A 16,099-nucleotide genomic window follows, 5' to 3' on the forward strand; every position below is an offset into this window, starting at 1 on the left:
CGGGCTTTTGCGGCCCGCCGTTTATTCAGGGAAGGAGCGCAGCAAGCGCTTCGGGCCTCTCCGCGGCAAGCGAACTTTCATCATTAGTCGCGCAGCGAATTCGACAGCCTCCGGCGCAACCAGCGCCGCTGTTGACGAATGTCGAGGCCATTTGACTGCGGCGCGCTGATCGACGACAAGCGCGCCATGGCCAAAAAACCTGGAACCAATCCCAAGGGCGAGTTCGCCTTTTTCAACGTCGTCTATGAAGACGGCTCCCAACGCTCCAACCGGCGCGTGCCTGCCGAGCTCCTTGGCGGGCTCGACGGCGACGAGCCTGCGCGCAGCTTCATCATGGATCAGGACCGGGAGATCGCCGAGAAGTCCGGCCGTCCGCCGCTCGCGATCAAGAGCCTCGACCGGGTCGGCGCGAAGAAGAAATAGGCGAGCGCCCTCGCGACACGTGGAGCGTCAGCACAAACAAAAACGGCGGGCTTTCGGCCCGCCGTTTTCGTTTGGACGAGAGCCGGGTCGAATCCGGCACAACGTCAAATTAATTGTCGAGGAATGACCGCAGCTTCCGCGACCGTGACGGATGCTTCAGCTTGCGCAGCGCCTTGGCTTCGATCTGACGGATGCGCTCGCGGGTGACCGAGAACTGCTGGCCGACTTCTTCCAGCGTGTGGTCGGTGTTCATGCCGATGCCGAAGCGCATGCGCAGCACGCGCTCTTCGCGCGGCGTGAGCGAGGCGAGCACGCGCGTGGTGGTCTCGCGCAGGTTCGACTGGATCGCCGCATCGATCGGCAGGATCGCGTTCTTGTCCTCGATGAAATCGCCGAGGTGTGAGTCCTCTTCGTCGCCGACCGGCGTCTCGAGCGACAGCGGCTCCTTGGCGATCTTGAGAACCTTGCGCACCTTCTCGAGCGGCATGCCGAGCTTCTCGGCGAGCTCTTCCGGAGTCGGCTCGCGGCCGATCTCGTTGAGCATCTGACGCGAGGTGCGCACGATCTTGTTGATCGTCTCGATCATGTGCACGGGGATGCGGATGGTGCGCGCCTGGTCGGCGATCGAGCGGGTGATCGCCTGCCGGATCCACCAGGTGGCGTAGGTCGAGAACTTGTAGCCGCGGCGGTACTCGAACTTGTCGACCGCCTTCATCAGGCCGATGTTGCCTTCCTGGATCAGGTCGAGGAACTGCAGGCCGCGGTTGGTGTACTTCTTGGCGATCGAGATCACGAGGCGGAGGTTGGCTTCCACCATCTCCTTCTTGGCCTGGCGCGCTTCGCGCTCGCCCTTCTGCACGGAGTGCACGATCTTGCGGAACTCGCCGATCTCGAGACCGGTGAGGGCTGCGAGCTGATGCACCTCGTGGCGGAGGTCCTTGATGCGGTCCTTCTCGTGGTGGACGAAGTTCTTCCAGCCCTTGGCCGAAAGCTTCGACACCCGGTTGAGCCAGCGCGGATCGAGCTCCGAGCCGGTGTAGTTGCGCAGGAAGTCGTCGCGGGCGACGCCGTGGCTGTCGGCAAGACGCATCAGGCGGCCCTCGTGCGAGACGAGGCGCTTGTTGATGTCGTAGAGCTGCTCGACCAGCGAGTCGATGCGGGCCTGGTTGAGGCGCAGCGACTTCACCTCGACGATGATCTCGTCCTTCAGCTTCTTGTACTTGCGCTCCTGGTGCGGCGAGAGCGACTCGTTCTGGAGCTGGTTGGCGATGTCCTGCTCCTGAAGCTTGCGCAGCTTCTTGTAGTTGTCGGCGATCTTGTCGAAGATCTCGACGACCTTCGGCTTGAGCTCGGCCTCGATCGCGGCGAGCGACATCTGGTTTTCGAACTCGTCGTCGTCCATGTCGGCTTCGGCGGCGGCCTCGCCCGGATCCTTCTCCTCGCCGCCTTCGCCGTTACCGGCGGCAGGCGCGGGGCGGAACGGGGTCGGCGACGGCGGCGCAGCGGGCGGCGCCATATGCGCGGGCGCGGCAGCAGCCGGAGCGGCCTCGCCACCCTCGGCCGGCGCTTCGCCGTTCTCCCCAGTGGGACCGCCGATCATCGCGGTGTTCATGCCGCCCTTGGCGTCGGGACCGGCATAGGTCGCTTCGAGATCGATGATGTCGCGGAGGAAGATCTTTCCTTCGTTGAGCTCGTCGCGCCAGATGATGATGGCCTGGAAGGTCAGCGGGCTTTCGCAGAGGCCCGCGATCATCGCCTCGCGGCCGGCCTCGATGCGCTTGGCGATCGCGATTTCGCCTTCGCGGGAGAGCAGCTCGACCGTGCCCATCTCGCGCAGGTACATGCGCACGGGATCGTCGGTGCGCTCGCCCGGCTCGCTCTTCTTGACCTCGGTGACGGCCTTCTGGGTGACCTCGACGAGCTCGTTGTCGGTGTCGTCGTCACCGCCCTCGTCCTTCTCGTCCTCGCCTTCGCTGTCGTCGGCTTCGGTGACGTTGATGCCCATGTCCGAGAGCATCGACATGATGTCCTCGATCTGCTCGGGCGAGGTCTGGTCGGACGGCAAAACTTCGTTGAGCTGATCGAAGGTCACGAAGCCGCGCTTCTTGGCCTGCTTGATCATCTTCTTCACTGCCGCGTCGGACAGGTCGAGCAACGGCGAGGGCGCATCCTGGGAATCCTTCTCCGGAGCGTCCGCTGCCTTGTCGTCTTTTTCCTTGTCCTTCGCCTGCAGCGTCTTTGCCTTGGTGGCCATCCATTGCTCCTAAACGCGCTTCACACAGACGGTCGCCGCGCCTGCCTGAATTCACTTGAACCTGTTGCCCGACGCTCTCGCTTCGGCAGCTCTCGACACGGAAAGGGCGGCGCAAACCTCTCTCGCCACCCCAAGCTTTCTCTCGCCGGAATTGCCTAACGCTTCGTGAGCCTCTTTGTCGCAGCGGATGCAGGTGTAGTGCCAACAGCGATTGCGCGGATTCATTCCCTGACGCGTCTGTTCTGCCTGCGGCCGCCTGGTGGCCAAAGTGCTACAAGACCGTTAAGCCTCGATTAACCCTGTTTTTGCCGCCAAACCTTGGATTTGGCGAGTCTTTTAGCGGTTCCGACCCCGGCCGTCCGCATGTTTCTTCATCAAACGCTCTTCTGGAACCGGCCCGACAGCTCGCCAAAACCCTCGATCAGGGCCTCGATGCCGTCGACCTCTCCCATCCGGGCCTTGACGTCACGCAGCCACGCCAAATTGGCCTCGCTGGGGTCTTCCCCCAAGGCCAGCTCGGCGTCTTTCAACTCCCTAAGTAGTGAATGCCACTGCCGATGCAAGGCAACGAGCTGGTGCCAGGTGGCAAGAACGTCATCCCGTGCCGCGCCCTCCCTTGCGCCCCACACCGCCTGGGTCGTGATGGCCCGTTCAACCCTTTGAAGCAATGGAATAAATCCGCCCTTCTCCAGGTCAGCCCGCATCTTCTCGGCCTGCTCACCAGGGTCCGGGCTGTGGTGATGGTCGTTGGCGAAGGCGGCGATGATGCCGGCCCGGAGCTTGTGGGCCTCGGGGTGGGCCAGCTCCAGGGCTGCCACCTCCTCGAGGTGCTCATGCAGCAGCCAGGGGTGGTTGATCAGGCACTGCAGGATCAGGGCCTCGCGGCGGGAGACGGCGCTGCGCTGGCCCCGCATGATCGGGCTCGCGGCGAGCTGCGGGCTCGCCGCCTGGTAGGGGCCGGAGGGGAGCAAGGTGGGACCGGGCGCGCCGCGCCGGCCGCCCCCGGCGAATCGATTCGCGCCGCCCGCTCCTCGGGGCTGGAATGGGCGACCCTGCCCACCCCGGAAATTGCCCCGGCCGGCGAAGCCGCCACCGCCGCCCTCGGGCGCAAAGGCGCGCTGCAGCCGCTGGACAAAATCGTCGCGATAGTACCGCCGTACCACCTCGTCGCGGATGCCGTTGGAGAGCTCCTTGATGCGCGCCTCCAGCGCGGCGCGGCGCTCGGGCGTGACGAAGCTGCCGCCTTCGAGCTCGCGCGACCAGATCATGTCGGCGAGCGGCTTCGCCGCGGCGATCACCTCCTCGATCGCGCCACGACCACCGGAGCGGGCGAGATCATCGGGGTCCTGCCCCTCCGGCAGCAATGCGAAGCGCAGGCTCTTGCCCGGCGCGAGGAACGGCAGTGCGAGGTCGGCAGCACGATAGGCGGCCTTCTGCCCGGCCCGGTCGCCGTCGAAGCAGAGGATCGGCTCGTCCGCCATCTTCCAGAGCAGCGCGAGCTGGCTTTCGGTGAGCGCGGTGCCGAGCGGCGCGACCGTGCCGGCAAAACCGGCGGTCACCATCGCGATGACGTCGACATAGCCTTCGACCACGATCAGCGGCGCGCCGTTATGGGACGCGGCGCGCGCGGTCTGGTGGTTGTAGAGATTGTCGCCCTTGTGGAAGAGCGGCGTCTCCGGAGAGTTCAGGTATTTTGCCGGAACGTCCTTCTCCAGCGCACGTCCGCCGAAGGCGATGACGCGGCCGCGCAAATCCGTGATCGGAAACATCACGCGGTCGCGGAAGCGATCGTAGGGCACGGGAATGTCGTTGCCGGCAATCAAGAGACCGGTCTCAACCATGTCGTCGACGGAGACGCCGAGCTTGCCCAGATGCTCCTTCAGCGCAAAACGGTCAGGCGACGCATAGCCGAGGCGGAACTGCAATTGCGTCGCCGGCGAGATCGCACGATCGGCAAGATAGCCGCGCGCCTTCGCGCCGACGCGCGAGGCCAGTGTCTCCGCAAAGAATTTTGCCGCGAGGTCCATGACGTCATGCAGCGACTTGCGCCGCTGCTCGTGCCGCGCCGCATCGGGCGTCACCGTCGGCAACGGCAGCCCCGCCATGTTGGCAAGCCGCTCCACCGCCTCGCCGAACGGCACGCCGTCGGTCTCCATCATGAAGGTGATGATGTCGCCGTGCTTGCCGGACGAGAAGTCGTGATAAAAACCCTTCTGGTCGTTGACGTAGAAGGACGGCGTCTTCTCCTGCTGGAATGGCGACAGCCCCTTCCACTCCTTGCCCGCCTTCTTCAGCTTGACACGCTTGCCCACGACTTCGGAGACCGAAAGCCGGGCACGCAGTTCGTCGAGGAATTGGGGCGTGAAGCGCATGGCCTGTGTTTAGCGCGAAACCGTCTGAGTCGGGCGAAGGGTTAGGGATATAGGTGCGACTTGCCGAAAAGTCAGGATTGTCGGGCTTTTCCGAGTTATTCGACCTATTCACAGCCCCTTCCGTCATCTCCCCGTCATTCCGGGGCGATGCGAAGCATCGAGCCCGGAATCCATCGCGCCACAGGAAGGCTGGGAAAAATGGATTCCGGGCTCGCCCTTCGGGCGCCCCGGAATGACGTGGCGGAAAACCCCGAATGACGGCTGCGGAAAAAGCGCCTTGAACCCGGGCCAGTTCCACGCTTCCATAGCGCCATGTTCAGGACGTTTCGAGGCGGTCATAGCGGCGGTTGGCGCGTCACCTCGATGTCATCAGTGACGGGCGAGCCCCTGCCCTTCGTACCGGCGCTGTCGGTGACCGACAGCGAGGCCGTTTCATTGCCGATCGTGCCCTCGCGCAATGCGTGGCGGCTGGTCGGGGTCGCCAGCTATCTGCGCTACACCGAGCGCGCGGAGAAGGAGCAGCTCACCGCCGTGCAGGCCGAACTCGGCCGCCCCGAGGCGACCAGCGCGGCGCTGATCCCGATCCGCAAGTCGCAAGCCTGGTGGGACCTTGCGCCCGAGGAGCGGCGCAAGGTCTTCGAAGAGAAATCGCACCACATCGCGAGCAGCCTGCGCTTCCTTCCCGCGATCGCGCGGCAGCTCTATCATTCTCGCGACCTCGGCGAGCCCTTCGACTTCCTCACCTGGTTCGAATACACGCCGGCGGATGCCGCGCTGTTCGAGGAGCTGGTCGCGATCCTGCGGCAGACCGAGGAGTGGACCTACGTCGAGCGCGAGATCGACGTGCGCCTGGTGCGGGAAGTGCTGTCGGCCTAGTGATCCAGGAAGCGGCCGGACTCGATGCGCGGCAGATCGGTGACGGGCCAATTGTAGATGTAGGTCCAGGCTTGCATGACCGCGCCGTCTGCCGTCAGCACACCGATCAGCTTGCGCAGATACTCGGTCGGCTCCGGAAAGCCTTCGCCACAGGCCTCATACATGTCGAGCTCGCGCAGGAGCTCGTCGCCAGCGCGCATGCGAAACAGCTCGCCATGGACGAGATCGGACGGCGCATCTGACAGCAGCAGCCCCGGATAATGCTTCACGAGAACCAGCCGGCCGCGACAGGTCGCCTCACCCAGGAAATCGGCATGCATCGACAACAGCCGCGCCATCGGATGGTCGAAACCGCGCATCAAGGTGCCGTAGACAAAGAGAAGATCGGAGGTCATGTGCGCTTGTTATCCTGCGAGCACGCGATGATTCAAGCGGTCTTGCAAGCGTTCTTCACGATGGTGCTTTGAGGCCGCCTCCTCTATAGCCTTGTACGGTCACGACTACAGTGCTGCTCCGATAGGCAATCCGAATGGCTTCAGACGCAACAACCGCGCCAGCGCAACTGCTGGGCACGGACGACGTTCATCCGGTTCATGAGGCCAATTTGGCGGGGCGATCGCCGTTCCTGCTCACCTCCGATCACTACGGGCGGCTCCTGCCGCGCGCGCTCGGCGATCTCGGCGTCGCCAACAGCGAGCTGACGCGGCACATCGCCTGGGACATCGGCATTGCCGGCGTTTCCGACCGCCTCGCAGAAATGCTCGACGCGCATCTGATCGCGCAGCGCTATTCGCGGCTCGTGATCGACTGCAACCGCCCGCCGAGCGTCGCAAGCTCGATCCCGGCGATTTCCGAGGCAACCGCAATCCCGCGCAATGAGGGAATTTCAGCGGACGAGCGCTCGGCGCGGCGGCGCGAAATCTTCGAGCCTTATCATGGCCGGATCAACGCCGTGATCGACGGCCGCGTGCACGCCAAACGACCGACTGTGCTGGTGTCGCTGCACAGTTTCACGCCGGTCTATGCCGGCGTCGCGCGGCCCTGGCACATCGGCACGCTCTACCATCGCGACACCGTGTTGCCGCGGCTTCTGCTGAAGCATCTGCGCAGCGAGCGCGATCTCGTCGTCGGCGACAACCAGCCCTATGCGGTGAGCGACATCACCGACTACACCATCCCCGTGCACGGCGAGGCCCGCGGCCTGATCAACACCGGCATCGAAATCCGTCAGGACCTGATCGCGGATCAATCCGGCCAGCAGCAATGGGCCGAACGGCTGGCGCGCATCTTTGGCAAGATCGAAGTGGAGCTAAAGGTGGAGGCGCTGGTGTAGCGCTTTGCGCCCCATCGCACACTGCATTCCCTCCCCCCTTGCGGGGGAGGGTTAGGGAGGGGGGTGCCACACGGCACACTCTCTCGATTGTACGAGAATTGTTCTCGACGGCGTCTAGACCTTTTCCTGGGCTACCCCCCTCCCCGGCCCTCCCCCGCAAGGGGGGAGGGAGCAGAGCGGCGCCAATGGAGAGGACGACAACCTATCGCGAACAGTTCTTCGACTAACCGTTCACTTCGCCCTGGTCAGCGCCAACCAGATACCGCCGCCGATCATGAAGCCGCCAGAGACGCGCGACATCATCCGCGTCCGGCGTGCGGAGAAGAATTTTCGCGCGCGCCCGGCGGCCGTGGCGTAGAGCGCGTCGGTCATCGCTGCGGTGACCATGAAGGTCGCGCCGAGCAGCGCGACCTGCGGGAAGTGATCGCGGTTCATGTCCATGAACTGCGGAATGAAGGCGCCGAAGAACACCAGCACCTTCGGGTTCGACAGCAGCACGAGAAAGCCCTGCAGGAAGAATCCGCCGCGCGGCGGTGCCGGCGGCTCGTCGACATTGACGCCCTCGACCGGCGCCCAGATCAGCTTGATGCCGAGCCAGATCAGATAGGCCGCACCGGCAAAGCGCACCCAGTCGAACCAGTAGCCCATCGTCGCCATCAGCGAGGTCAGGCCGATCGCGACGACGCCGATTACGATCGCAAGACCGGCCTGCGCGCCGGCAACGTTGGTCAGCGCAGCGCGGGTCCCGTGGCGCAAGCCGTTGGCGATGACGAGGGTGACGATCGGACCAGGCAGCAGCGCCAGCGCGATACAGGCGGCGACGAAGGCGAGATAGGCTTGCATGGACATCATGGGGAGGACTCGCTGAGGGCGTTTTGCTGCATTAATGCATGGCGGAGGCGGGAACGGAAGCTCTTCTCCCTCTCCCCGTTCTTACGGGGAGAGGGCTGGGGTGAGGGGCCGCATACGCAATCACGGTAGCAGACGGACTCGGGGAGACTCCCCCTCACCGATCGCATCTTCGATGCGATCCGGCCTCTCCCCGCGCGCGGGGAGAGGCGAAGCCTCCCTCACCTGCCATCCAGCGCAGCCGTCACCCATCGCTTCATCTCCTGCGTCTTCAGGAACTCCAACGCCGCGCGCTGCATCACATGCGCCTCGCCCGCCCCTTGCACGACCGCAACCAGCAGATCGCAGCGGCGCGAGAGGGCGATGCCGGTGGCTGCGTGGCGCGCGCCGTCGGCCAAGTCGAGATCGTATTGCCTGGCACGACCGTCAAGCCCGCCGACGCTCACTGTCTCGCCCGCCGCCACCGGCGTGAAGCGCGGACTGATCAGATCAAGATCGGTGACGCGATCGACCTCATCGTCATCGGCGACGCCGCGGTCGCAATTGCAGAAGCCGAGTTTTGCGCGGACGTAAAGCCGCGCCCCTTCGCAAGCTCCATCGCAACGGAACGCGCGGCCCGCGGGCCAGCCATCGCGCTGGAACGGCCAGGCGATGTCGCGCCAATGTGCGGGCCTGTCCGCCGGCGACGGCGCAAGCTGATAGGCGCCGACACCCGAGGCACCGAGCGCGAGCACCGTGGCCATGATCGTCGCCGCGCGCCGCATCGTCAGTTCTTCGGCAGACCGGCGACGGCGCGCGCGGGTCCGGTCAGCTCGAGGATATGCAGCCCCGTGTTGGCGCGATCGACGATATAGATGTAGCCGCGGTCATCGGTCTCGACATTGTTGGTCTGGATCGCGACCTTGCAGCGCTCGCCACCCTCGACCGGAATGCAGCGCTTGTCGGTCGCACTCGTGATCGATGGAATGAAGTACCCGACCTCCTTGGGGTGATAGGGATCGCGGATGTCGAGCGCCCGCACGCCGGCATTGAAGAAGGCGATGAAGGCCATCTTCTGGTAATAGACCGGCGCCATGCTCTCGTTCGAGGAATGCGAGCCGAAGCGGCCGCCGCGCTGGCAGAACTGCCCGCTCGCCTCCGGCACGGTGTAGCTCGAAATCATCATCGGCCGCGTCTCGGTGGTGACGTCGGCGAACCACACCATCTGCCGCGCCTCGCCGCACTCGTTCAGGATCGCCTCGTCCACGATCATGACGATGTCGCGGGTCTTGCCGTCCTTGTCCTCGGCGAACTCGGCGATGGGCATGTCGAGCATCGGGAACGTCGTGTGCGCGCCGTTGAAGGCCGACATCGGCATCCGCGCGATCTCGGGATAGCGCAGATTGTCCGGCGTCGGCTCCTTTGGCCCGTTCAAAAGTTTCTCGCGATCGACGATCTGCAATATGCCGCCCTTGTTGGTGCCGTAGCCGAAATAGACGCGGTTGCCGGCGGGCCCGGTCGAGATCGGCCCGTGCAATTCGGTCGGCACCGCACCGGTCGCGCCCGGCTCCTGACCGGGCAAGCCGAAGTCGCGGATCTTCTGCGGATGCGCGGGATCGGAGAGGTCATAGACCTGCGTCATGCGCCGCGTGCGCCAGTCCGGCGCGCCCGAGACGAGATAGGCAATGCCGGTGTCGCATTCCCACCAGTTCTTGTGCGTGTCCTTCAGTCCGGCAATGCGGGTGACGAGCACGGGATTGGCGGGATCGGCCACGTTCCAGATCTCGTGCGCCTCGCTGCCGAAGGTGCGGAGCATGTAGACCGCGTTGGGATCGCCCTTCGGCAGCGTCTTGCCGTCGCAGACCCGCACCATCTGCGCGCCGCCGGATTCATATTTGCCCTCCTGCCCCGGCAGGTGCCGCAGATATTTGGGATGCGCAGGGTCCGTGACGTCGACGATCGAGGTACCGTTCGGCTCGGCCTGTCCCGTCATCGGATTGACGGGGCTCGGCACGGCGTCGGTGCCGCCGTGATGGCCGATATAGGCGATCCAGCGATCGCCCTGGTGATGGATGGTCGGCTGATAGGCGCTGCGCGCCTGCAGGTCGCTGGTGCCGACCAGCTTCATGTTGGAAGCTTCCGGCGGCGCGCCGATCACCTGCTGCTTCTGGGCGTGGACGCATGTGCTGCCGGCAAAAAGGACGAGGCAGACAGCAAGTTGAGCGCGGCTGATCATTGATCCTCCCGGAACCAATCTGTGTTGGCTGAGATGTAAGGCTAGCACAGGCATTCGCGTGCGCCAAAAACACCATCTTGACATGCAACCATTTGGTTGCCTATTATCTCTGCCATGGATGAAGTCTTCAAAGCGCTGGCCGATGCATCGAGACGGTCGCTCCTGGACAGGCTTCACGCCAGAAACGGGCAGACGCTGAACGAACTCTGCGAGGGCCTGGAGATGACGCGCCAGGCCGTCACCAAGCACCTTGCCATTCTCGAAGAGGCCAATCTGGTCACGACCTTCAAGCATGGCCGCGAGAAGCTGCACTACCTCAACCCGGTGCCGATCCATCAGATCGGCGAGCGCTGGATCAAGAAGTTCGAGCGCGGCAAGCTCGCCGCGCTCAGCGAGTTGAAACGTCAGTTGGAGAAACGCGATGAGTAAACCGGAATTCGTCTATGTCACCTACATCGAGACCACGCCGGAAAAGCTGTGGGAGGCGCTCACCAACAGCGAGTTCACACGACGATACTGGTTCGACACCGAGGTCGAATCCGACTGGAAGGTCGGCTCCCCCTTCGCGCTGGTCATGAAAGGTGTGACCACCGATACCGGCGAGATCCTGGAAGCCGACCGACCGCGGCGGCTGTCATACACCTTCAAGCACGAAGTGAACGAGGACATGCGGAACGAACGGCCGACCAGGGTCGTTTTCACGCTCGAGCCCTGGGGCAACCTCGTGAAGCTGAGCGTGACCCACGAGGGCTTCGCCGCAGGCAGCAAGCTGCTCGACGGCATCTCCAAGGGCTGGCCGGCGATCCTGTCCGGGCTCAAGACCCTCCTTGAAACCGGCAAGGCACCGACGATCCCGCCGGCTGCGCTTGGCATCGAAGGATTTGAATGATGAACGTCGATCAGTTCAAGCCGCTGACGGTCTACACCATCTACATCGCCTCCACGCCCGAAAGGGTGTGGCAGGCGCTGACCACGGCCGAGTTCAGCCGGATGTATTTCTTCGGCAATACGATCGAGGTCGAGCCGCGGCTCGGCGGCGCCTTCACGGTGCGCACGCCGGACGGGGCGCTGCATATCAGCGGCGAGGTCCTCGCCTACGACCCGCCGCGAAAGCTCTCCGTCACCTTCAACGTCAACTGGCCCGAGCTGATCGAGAAGCTCGGACCGACGCTCGTGACCTACGAGATCGAACAGGTCGGCGACGCGGTCCGACTCACCATGAGCGAAGGCCACGATCGGCCGCTCAGCGACGACATCCTGGCCGGCGGCCGCTCGGGTTGGCCTGCGATCCTCTCAAGCCTCAAGAGTGTGCTCGAAACCGGCAAGCCGCTTGTCGTCAAGCTCGGCCCGCCGCAGCGGATGCTGGACGCGCTCAAGGCGATGGGGATCAGGACGCCCTGACGAGCATCCGGCTCGGATCAACGGGGCGCGCCTTGCGCCCCGTTGACAAGTGCCGCGCGATCCCTCATCGATTCAGTGTCGGTTTCCGTCCCGCTTTCCTATGCTCGCCGCCTTCATGCAGATCGCCATGCTTGTGCTGGCCATCCGTTTCGGATGGCTGGCATTCGTGGGGTTGCAGTCAGGTGTGGTGAGCTCCCGTCCACGATACGGCGGCCCCACGCGGCAATTTTCGCGCGCAACAAAGCCCGGCGCCTTCTGGATCACGGTCGTCAGCTATCTGGTGTTCGCCGCTGCGGTCGTGGCAGGCGACATCATCCGACTGGCGATGATTTTCTAGGCCGGCACCGGCACCACCAAGCGCCGATAGAGATGCCAGGTCGCATGCCCGAGCACCGGCAGCGTCACGATCAGCCCGAGGAAGTACGGCAGCGCCGAAACGATCAGCAGCATCACGATCACGGCCGCCCAGCCGATCATCGGCAGGGGGCTCATCACGACCGCGCGCACGCTCGTCACCATGGCGGTGACGAAATCGACCTCGCGGTCGAGCAGCAGCGGAAACGACACCACCGTCAGCGAGAACAGGATCAGCGACAGCGCCGCGCCCACCGCGTTGCCGATCACGAGAAACAAGATGCCCTCGTTCGTGGTCAGCACCACCGTCATGAAATCCTGCAGGCTCGAGAACGACGCGTGCAGGCCGAGCAGCAGCGCGATCAGGAGCCGCACCTGGTACATCCAGACCACGAACACGAAGAGCGTGACAAAGGCCATCCAGCCGATCTCGCTGCGTGAACGCACCGTCGCCCAGATCGCGCCGAATGAGACCGGCTCGCCGCGCTCGCGGCGGCGGCTGACCTCGTAAAGGCCGATCGCCACGAACGGCCCGATCAGCGCGAAACCGGCGGCGAGCGGATAGACGAGATAGACCATGCCGAAGGCAGTGAGGCACAGCATGATCGCGATGCCGCCGGCGGCATAGAGCGCGCCGAAGCAAAGGCCATAGAGCGGCAGCGCCTGAAAGTCGCGCAGGCCCTCGACCAGCGCCTCGGCGATATCGGTCGCCGCCACGGGGCGTACCACCGGATCGACTTTGCCCGAGATGGACATCGGCTCCTCCTCATCCGCCGGCGCGATCTTGGTCGCGCGCGGCACTGTTGACGCCGATGTTAGCTTGCTCTCGCAATCCTTGCACGAAAGAGATGAGCGGTCAGCGGATACCGCGATTGCCTTCGCCCGATGCGCCGCGCTTAGCGCGACGTGAGCAGAAGGGCCACGCCGAGATTGGCCGCGAACAGAGCTTCGTCGATGACGAAGATCCTGAGCATCGGGCCCTTCAACACCGGCCAGTAAGCCACCCCGACACGTCCACCGCGCATCAGCACCGGAAGGTTGTATGCGAACTGGCTGAAGTGACAGGCGGCAAAGAACAGGAACAGCACGAGCTGCGCCTCGATCGGCTGGAAGAAGGGCGGACGAACGGCCAGCAGATAGAGCGACAGAAGCCCGATCGGCAGATTGATCCCGCCCAGGAACGCCACACTGGCCGCCAGGGTCGGCGCGATCGGATTGCTGCGCTCTTCCCGCGGCAGCAAGATCTTCAGCGTATTGCGCTGGGCAATGCTGAATTGAATGAATGCGCCGCCGAACCAGAGCGCGTTGAGGAGCAGGACGAAATCCGAAAGGTGCATGTCTATTTTCCGTAAAAGGCCTCGCTGCGCACAACGCGGCCGGCATCATCAAAGTCCATGAATTCGCTGGCGCGCGTGTCGCCCAGTTGCCACCACACCGTCAGCCGCGCGATCACCTCGTCCCAGCTCCAGTTCAGGATCTTCAGGTCGGCGCTTTCGATATGGCCATAGGCTTTCCGCCAGTAGGCGCGGATGTTCTCGGCCCCGGTCACGATGGGGGAATCAGTCAGCGCCAGCGCCAGAGGGCTGCGCATCTCGGCATTGTCCGCAAAATGCGCGACGACCGCGTCGATGTCGACCCTGCACCAGTTGGCGCACCATGCCGCGACGAACCGTTCGGCCGCCGCGCGATTCATTGCCTGTCCGCTCATGACGCGGCCCTCCCCTGGCTCGTTGCCGGGAGAGTGGCAAAGTTCATTTCTCATGTCAACTACCTTGACTTGAGAATGTCAGTTGTTGTCGGCGATTGTCTCCATGACAGCCATCCATGCGGCCGCACCCGGCGCCCCGACACGATCAAACGCCGCGCGCAAGACCTTGCGCTCGTGGTCCGACGCCCCCTGCTCGATGCGCTGCCCCGCGGCGGTCAGGCGCAACAGTTTCGAGCGATGCTGCTCGGGCGACCGCTTCGACGTCAGGAGTTTGCGCTCCAGCAGCAGATTGAGCGGCCGGTTCAAGGCCTGCTTGGAAATGCCGAGGATCTCGAGCAGCGAGCCGATCGCGATGTCGGGCCGGCGCGCCACCACGTAGAGGATACGATGGTGCGGGCGCGACAGGCCGAGCTTCGCAAGATACTCGTCGGCCTCGAGCGTCATCCCGCGCCAGCCGTAATACATGAGCTCCAGCGCCGCATCGAGGTCGTGCAGCTTCTTGAGTGAGGCGCGGTGAAGCCCTGCAGCTTGAGACGTCTTTGGCATGACCTGACTGTATCGGATTGAAAGAACCTAGCCCCGCGCGCGCAGCTCGCGCCGCAGCACCTTGCCGGTGGCGGTCATCGGCAGCGTCTCCGCGAACTCGACGAAGCGCGGATATTCGTGGGCGGCGAGCTGCACCTTGACGAACTCCTGGATCTCGCGCGCGAGCGCATCGCTTCCCGCAAAGCCGGGGCGCAGCACGATCCAGGCCTTGATCGATTCGGTACGGATCGGATCGGGAATGCCGACCACCGCCGCCATCGCCACCGAAGGATGCTTCATCAGCGTGTGCTCGATCTCCGCGGGACCGACGCGATAGCCGGCGGTGGTGATGACGTCGTCCTCGCGGCTGACGTACCAGAAATAGCCGTCCTCATCCTGCACGCCGAGATCGCCCGTGAGCAGGAATTCGCCGGCATATTTCTTCTTCGTCGCGTCCGGATTGCCCCAATATTCGATCATCGTGCACGGACACGGCTGTCGCACGCCGATGATGCCGCGCTGGCCGCGCGGCAATTCCTCGCCCTTGTCGTTGACGATCCGGACATCGAATCCTGGCGTCGCCTTGCCCATCGAGCCCGGCCGGATCGGAAACAGGTTCGAGTTGCTGCCGATCACGAGATTGCACTCGGTCTGGCCGAACACCTCATGGGCATCGATGCCGAAGGTTTCGCGCACCCAGCCCAAAAGCTCGCCGCCGAGCGATTCACCGCCGGTGAAGATGCTGCGCAGCTTCACGCCGGGATGCTTCACGCCGGCCTGCCGCATCAGCTTCAGCGCCGTCGGCGGCAGGAAGACGTTGCGTACACCAAGGTCAGCCATCATCTGCATCGCCGCCTGCGGCTCGAATTTGCGCGCGCGGTGACCGACCAGGGGAATGCCGTGATACCAGAATGCGAACAGGCCGTTGATGAGGCCGCCGATCCAGGCCCAGTCCGCCGGCGTCCACATCAGGTCGCCGGGGCGCGGCAGGAAGTTGTGGCACATCTCCACATTCGGCAGATGGCCGAGCACGACGCGATGTGCATGCAGCGCGCCCTTCGGATTGCCGGTCGTGCCTGACGTATAGATGATCAGCGCCGGATCGTCAGCCGAGGTGTCGACGGTCGGAAAATCCTCGGACGCAATTTCGATCGCTGACCAGAACGGTTTTGCGCCGGCGTGGACGGCTCCGCTCGTGACATAGATGTCCTGCAAATAGGGCAGCCGATCGCGGATCTTCGTGAGCTTCTCCCAGCCCGCCTCATCGGTGATGATGGCTCTTGCTTGCGAATTCGACAGGCGGAATTCCAGCGCGTCCTCGCCGAACAGCGCGAACAGCGGGATCGAGATCAGCCCGGAGCGGAACGCGGCGATATGCGCGATCGGCAGTTCCAGCGACTGCGACAGAAACACCGCGACGCGGTCGCCGCGCACGAGTCCGTCGGCCTTCAGCACGTTGGCGAAGCGGCGCGACATGTCCGCGACCTCGTCGAAGGAGGTGCGGCTCGTCACGCCGTTCTCGTCGACATAGATCAGCGCGAGCCGCCCCGTGCCGTCGGCGTGGCGATCGCAACAGGCCTCCGCCATGTTGAAGCGCGCCGGGATGTCCCAGCGGAAGTTGCGGTAGAGCTCGTCGTAGGTTGCGGCTTCGGTCAGCATGGCTGCGGGCGTTTCCCTTTCGCGTGGATGGCCGGAGTTTCGTCCATCCGGGCGCTTCTTGCTTGACCGCCAGTTTAAGCGCGTGGGTGGCCGGGACAAGCCCGAGCATGACGATGGGAAGCGTCTCGGC

Annotated in this window: 18 protein-coding genes; 7 read left to right on the top strand and 11 right to left on the bottom strand. The window is 64.4% G+C overall.

Annotated elements, in window-relative coordinates; genetic code table 11:
* Window positions 1–186 precede the first annotated feature (186 nt).
* Window positions 187–423, top strand: coding sequence for a hypothetical protein (locus K289_RS0112240; protein WP_027551777.1), 237 nt, complete (start codon window positions 187–189; stop codon window positions 421–423).
* A 109-nt stretch (window positions 424–532) separates the two neighbouring features.
* On the opposite strand, the gene rpoD is transcribed toward K289_RS0112240, so the two are convergent.
* Window positions 533–2,677: an RNA polymerase sigma factor RpoD gene (gene rpoD / locus K289_RS0112245; protein WP_027551778.1), complete on the bottom strand. Its 2,145-nt coding sequence runs from the start codon at window positions 2,675–2,677 to the stop codon at window positions 533–535.
* 374 nt (window positions 2,678–3,051) lie between these two features.
* On the bottom strand, window positions 3,052–5,049 hold the full coding sequence (gene dnaG, locus K289_RS0112250; protein ID WP_027551779.1) for a DNA primase: 1,998 nt from the start codon (window positions 5,047–5,049) through the stop codon (window positions 3,052–3,054).
* Between the two features lie 312 nt (window positions 5,050–5,361).
* Between dnaG and K289_RS0112255 the strand changes: the two genes are divergently transcribed.
* The gene (locus K289_RS0112255; RefSeq protein ID WP_027551780.1) at window positions 5,362–5,925 is read left to right on the top strand and encodes a chlorite dismutase family protein; all 564 of its coding nucleotides are present in this window, start codon (window positions 5,362–5,364) and stop codon (window positions 5,923–5,925) included.
* Here K289_RS0112255 and K289_RS0112260 read toward each other — a convergent pair.
* Window positions 5,922–6,320, bottom strand: coding sequence for a gamma-glutamylcyclotransferase (locus K289_RS0112260; protein ID WP_027551781.1), 399 nt, complete (start codon window positions 6,318–6,320; stop codon window positions 5,922–5,924). The genes K289_RS0112255 and K289_RS0112260 overlap by 4 nt on opposite strands.
* 134 nt (window positions 6,321–6,454) lie before the next feature.
* Here K289_RS0112260 and K289_RS0112265 point away from each other — a divergent pair, with 134 nt between their 5' ends.
* Window positions 6,455–7,258 (top strand): N-formylglutamate amidohydrolase, encoded by an 804-nt coding sequence (locus K289_RS0112265; RefSeq protein WP_027551782.1) that lies wholly within the window; start codon window positions 6,455–6,457, stop codon window positions 7,256–7,258.
* 231 nt (window positions 7,259–7,489) lie between these two features.
* On the opposite strand, the gene K289_RS0112270 is transcribed toward K289_RS0112265, so the two are convergent.
* The 3 genes from K289_RS0112270 to K289_RS0112280 all read right to left on the bottom strand — a co-directional run bounded on the left by K289_RS0112270 (window position 7,490) and on the right by K289_RS0112280 (window position 10,322).
* On the bottom strand, window positions 7,490–8,110 hold the full coding sequence (locus K289_RS0112270) for a LysE family translocator (RefSeq protein WP_082907875.1): 621 nt from the start codon (window positions 8,108–8,110) through the stop codon (window positions 7,490–7,492).
* A gap of 218 nt (window positions 8,111–8,328) precedes the next feature.
* On the bottom strand, window positions 8,329–8,850 hold the full coding sequence (locus K289_RS0112275) for a hypothetical protein (protein ID WP_245283900.1): 522 nt from the start codon (window positions 8,848–8,850) through the stop codon (window positions 8,329–8,331).
* 23 nt (window positions 8,851–8,873) lie between these two features.
* Window positions 8,874–10,322 carry an LVIVD repeat-containing protein gene (locus K289_RS0112280; RefSeq protein ID WP_027551785.1) on the bottom strand — a complete coding sequence of 483 codons (1,449 nt, stop codon included), beginning with the start codon at window positions 10,320–10,322 and terminating at the stop codon, window positions 8,874–8,876.
* Between the two features lie 114 nt (window positions 10,323–10,436).
* On the opposite strand from K289_RS0112280, the gene K289_RS0112285 reads away from it, so the two are divergent.
* The 4 genes from K289_RS0112285 (at window position 10,437) to K289_RS0112300 (ending at window position 12,060) form a co-directional block, all read left to right on the top strand.
* A complete protein-coding gene (locus tag K289_RS0112285) occupies window positions 10,437–10,751 on the top strand; it encodes a helix-turn-helix transcriptional regulator (protein WP_027525239.1) in 315 nt (104 codons plus the stop codon).
* A complete protein-coding gene (locus tag K289_RS0112290) occupies window positions 10,744–11,211 on the top strand; it encodes an SRPBCC family protein (RefSeq protein WP_027551786.1) in 468 nt (155 codons plus the stop codon). The genes K289_RS0112285 and K289_RS0112290 overlap by 8 nt, the downstream gene beginning before the upstream one ends.
* A complete protein-coding gene (locus K289_RS0112295) occupies window positions 11,211–11,723 on the top strand; it encodes an SRPBCC family protein (RefSeq protein ID WP_027551787.1) in 513 nt (170 codons plus the stop codon). The genes K289_RS0112290 and K289_RS0112295 overlap by 1 nt, the downstream gene beginning before the upstream one ends.
* A gap of 100 nt (window positions 11,724–11,823) precedes the next feature.
* Window positions 11,824–12,060, top strand: coding sequence for a hypothetical protein (locus K289_RS0112300; protein ID WP_027551788.1), 237 nt, complete (start codon window positions 11,824–11,826; stop codon window positions 12,058–12,060).
* On the opposite strand, the gene K289_RS0112305 is transcribed toward K289_RS0112300, so the two are convergent.
* The 5 genes from K289_RS0112305 to K289_RS0112325 form a co-directional block, all read right to left on the bottom strand.
* On the bottom strand, window positions 12,057–12,833 hold the full coding sequence (locus K289_RS0112305) for a DUF2189 domain-containing protein (RefSeq protein WP_027551789.1): 777 nt from the start codon (window positions 12,831–12,833) through the stop codon (window positions 12,057–12,059). The genes K289_RS0112300 and K289_RS0112305 overlap by 4 nt on opposite strands.
* A 140-nt stretch (window positions 12,834–12,973) precedes the next feature.
* Window positions 12,974–13,414: a hypothetical protein gene (locus K289_RS0112310; RefSeq protein ID WP_027551790.1), complete on the bottom strand. Its 441-nt coding sequence runs from the start codon at window positions 13,412–13,414 to the stop codon at window positions 12,974–12,976.
* Between the two features lie 2 nt (window positions 13,415–13,416).
* A complete protein-coding gene (locus K289_RS0112315) occupies window positions 13,417–13,785 on the bottom strand; it encodes a nuclear transport factor 2 family protein (RefSeq protein WP_027551791.1) in 369 nt (122 codons plus the stop codon).
* Between the two features lie 78 nt (window positions 13,786–13,863).
* The gene (locus K289_RS0112320) at window positions 13,864–14,331 is read right to left on the bottom strand and encodes a MarR family winged helix-turn-helix transcriptional regulator (protein ID WP_027551792.1); all 468 of its coding nucleotides are present in this window, start codon (window positions 14,329–14,331) and stop codon (window positions 13,864–13,866) included.
* 27 nt (window positions 14,332–14,358) lie between these two features.
* A complete protein-coding gene (locus K289_RS0112325) occupies window positions 14,359–15,969 on the bottom strand; it encodes an acyl-CoA synthetase (protein WP_027551793.1) in 1,611 nt (536 codons plus the stop codon).
* Window positions 15,970–16,099: the final 130 nt, after the last annotated feature.

Source organism: Bradyrhizobium sp. Cp5.3 (genome assembly GCF_000426265.1).
Lineage (GTDB): Bacteria > Pseudomonadota > Alphaproteobacteria > Rhizobiales > Xanthobacteraceae > Bradyrhizobium > Bradyrhizobium neotropicale.

What these genes read in the sequence shown, in the direction of transcription:
- K289_RS0112240 (WP_027551777.1), top strand. Translation starts at nt 187, where the DNA reads ATGGCCAAAAAACCTGGAACCAATCCCAAGGGCGAGTTCGCCTTTTTC.
- rpoD (WP_027551778.1), bottom strand. Translation starts at nt 2,677, where the DNA reads ATGGCCACCAAGGCAAAGACGCTGCAGGCGAAGGACAAGGAAAAAGAC.
- dnaG (WP_027551779.1), bottom strand. Translation starts at nt 5,049, where the DNA reads ATGCGCTTCACGCCCCAATTCCTCGACGAACTGCGTGCCCGGCTTTCG.
- K289_RS0112255 (WP_027551780.1), top strand. Translation starts at nt 5,362, where the DNA reads ATGTTCAGGACGTTTCGAGGCGGTCATAGCGGCGGTTGGCGCGTCACC.
- K289_RS0112260 (WP_027551781.1), bottom strand. Translation starts at nt 6,320, where the DNA reads ATGACCTCCGATCTTCTCTTTGTCTACGGCACCTTGATGCGCGGTTTC.
- K289_RS0112265 (WP_027551782.1), top strand. Translation starts at nt 6,455, where the DNA reads ATGGCTTCAGACGCAACAACCGCGCCAGCGCAACTGCTGGGCACGGAC.
- K289_RS0112270 (WP_082907875.1), bottom strand. Translation starts at nt 8,110, where the DNA reads ATGATGTCCATGCAAGCCTATCTCGCCTTCGTCGCCGCCTGTATCGCG.
- K289_RS0112275 (WP_245283900.1), bottom strand. Translation starts at nt 8,850, where the DNA reads ATGGCCACGGTGCTCGCGCTCGGTGCCTCGGGTGTCGGCGCCTATCAG.
- K289_RS0112280 (WP_027551785.1), bottom strand. Translation starts at nt 10,322, where the DNA reads ATGATCAGCCGCGCTCAACTTGCTGTCTGCCTCGTCCTTTTTGCCGGC.
- K289_RS0112285 (WP_027525239.1), top strand. Translation starts at nt 10,437, where the DNA reads ATGGATGAAGTCTTCAAAGCGCTGGCCGATGCATCGAGACGGTCGCTC.
- K289_RS0112290 (WP_027551786.1), top strand. Translation starts at nt 10,744, where the DNA reads ATGAGTAAACCGGAATTCGTCTATGTCACCTACATCGAGACCACGCCG.
- K289_RS0112295 (WP_027551787.1), top strand. Translation starts at nt 11,211, where the DNA reads ATGAACGTCGATCAGTTCAAGCCGCTGACGGTCTACACCATCTACATC.
- K289_RS0112300 (WP_027551788.1), top strand. Translation starts at nt 11,824, where the DNA reads ATGCTCGCCGCCTTCATGCAGATCGCCATGCTTGTGCTGGCCATCCGT.
- K289_RS0112305 (WP_027551789.1), bottom strand. Translation starts at nt 12,833, where the DNA reads ATGTCCATCTCGGGCAAAGTCGATCCGGTGGTACGCCCCGTGGCGGCG.
- K289_RS0112310 (WP_027551790.1), bottom strand. Translation starts at nt 13,414, where the DNA reads ATGCACCTTTCGGATTTCGTCCTGCTCCTCAACGCGCTCTGGTTCGGC.
- K289_RS0112315 (WP_027551791.1), bottom strand. Translation starts at nt 13,785, where the DNA reads ATGAGCGGACAGGCAATGAATCGCGCGGCGGCCGAACGGTTCGTCGCG.
- K289_RS0112320 (WP_027551792.1), bottom strand. Translation starts at nt 14,331, where the DNA reads ATGCCAAAGACGTCTCAAGCTGCAGGGCTTCACCGCGCCTCACTCAAG.
- K289_RS0112325 (WP_027551793.1), bottom strand. Translation starts at nt 15,969, where the DNA reads ATGCTGACCGAAGCCGCAACCTACGACGAGCTCTACCGCAACTTCCGC.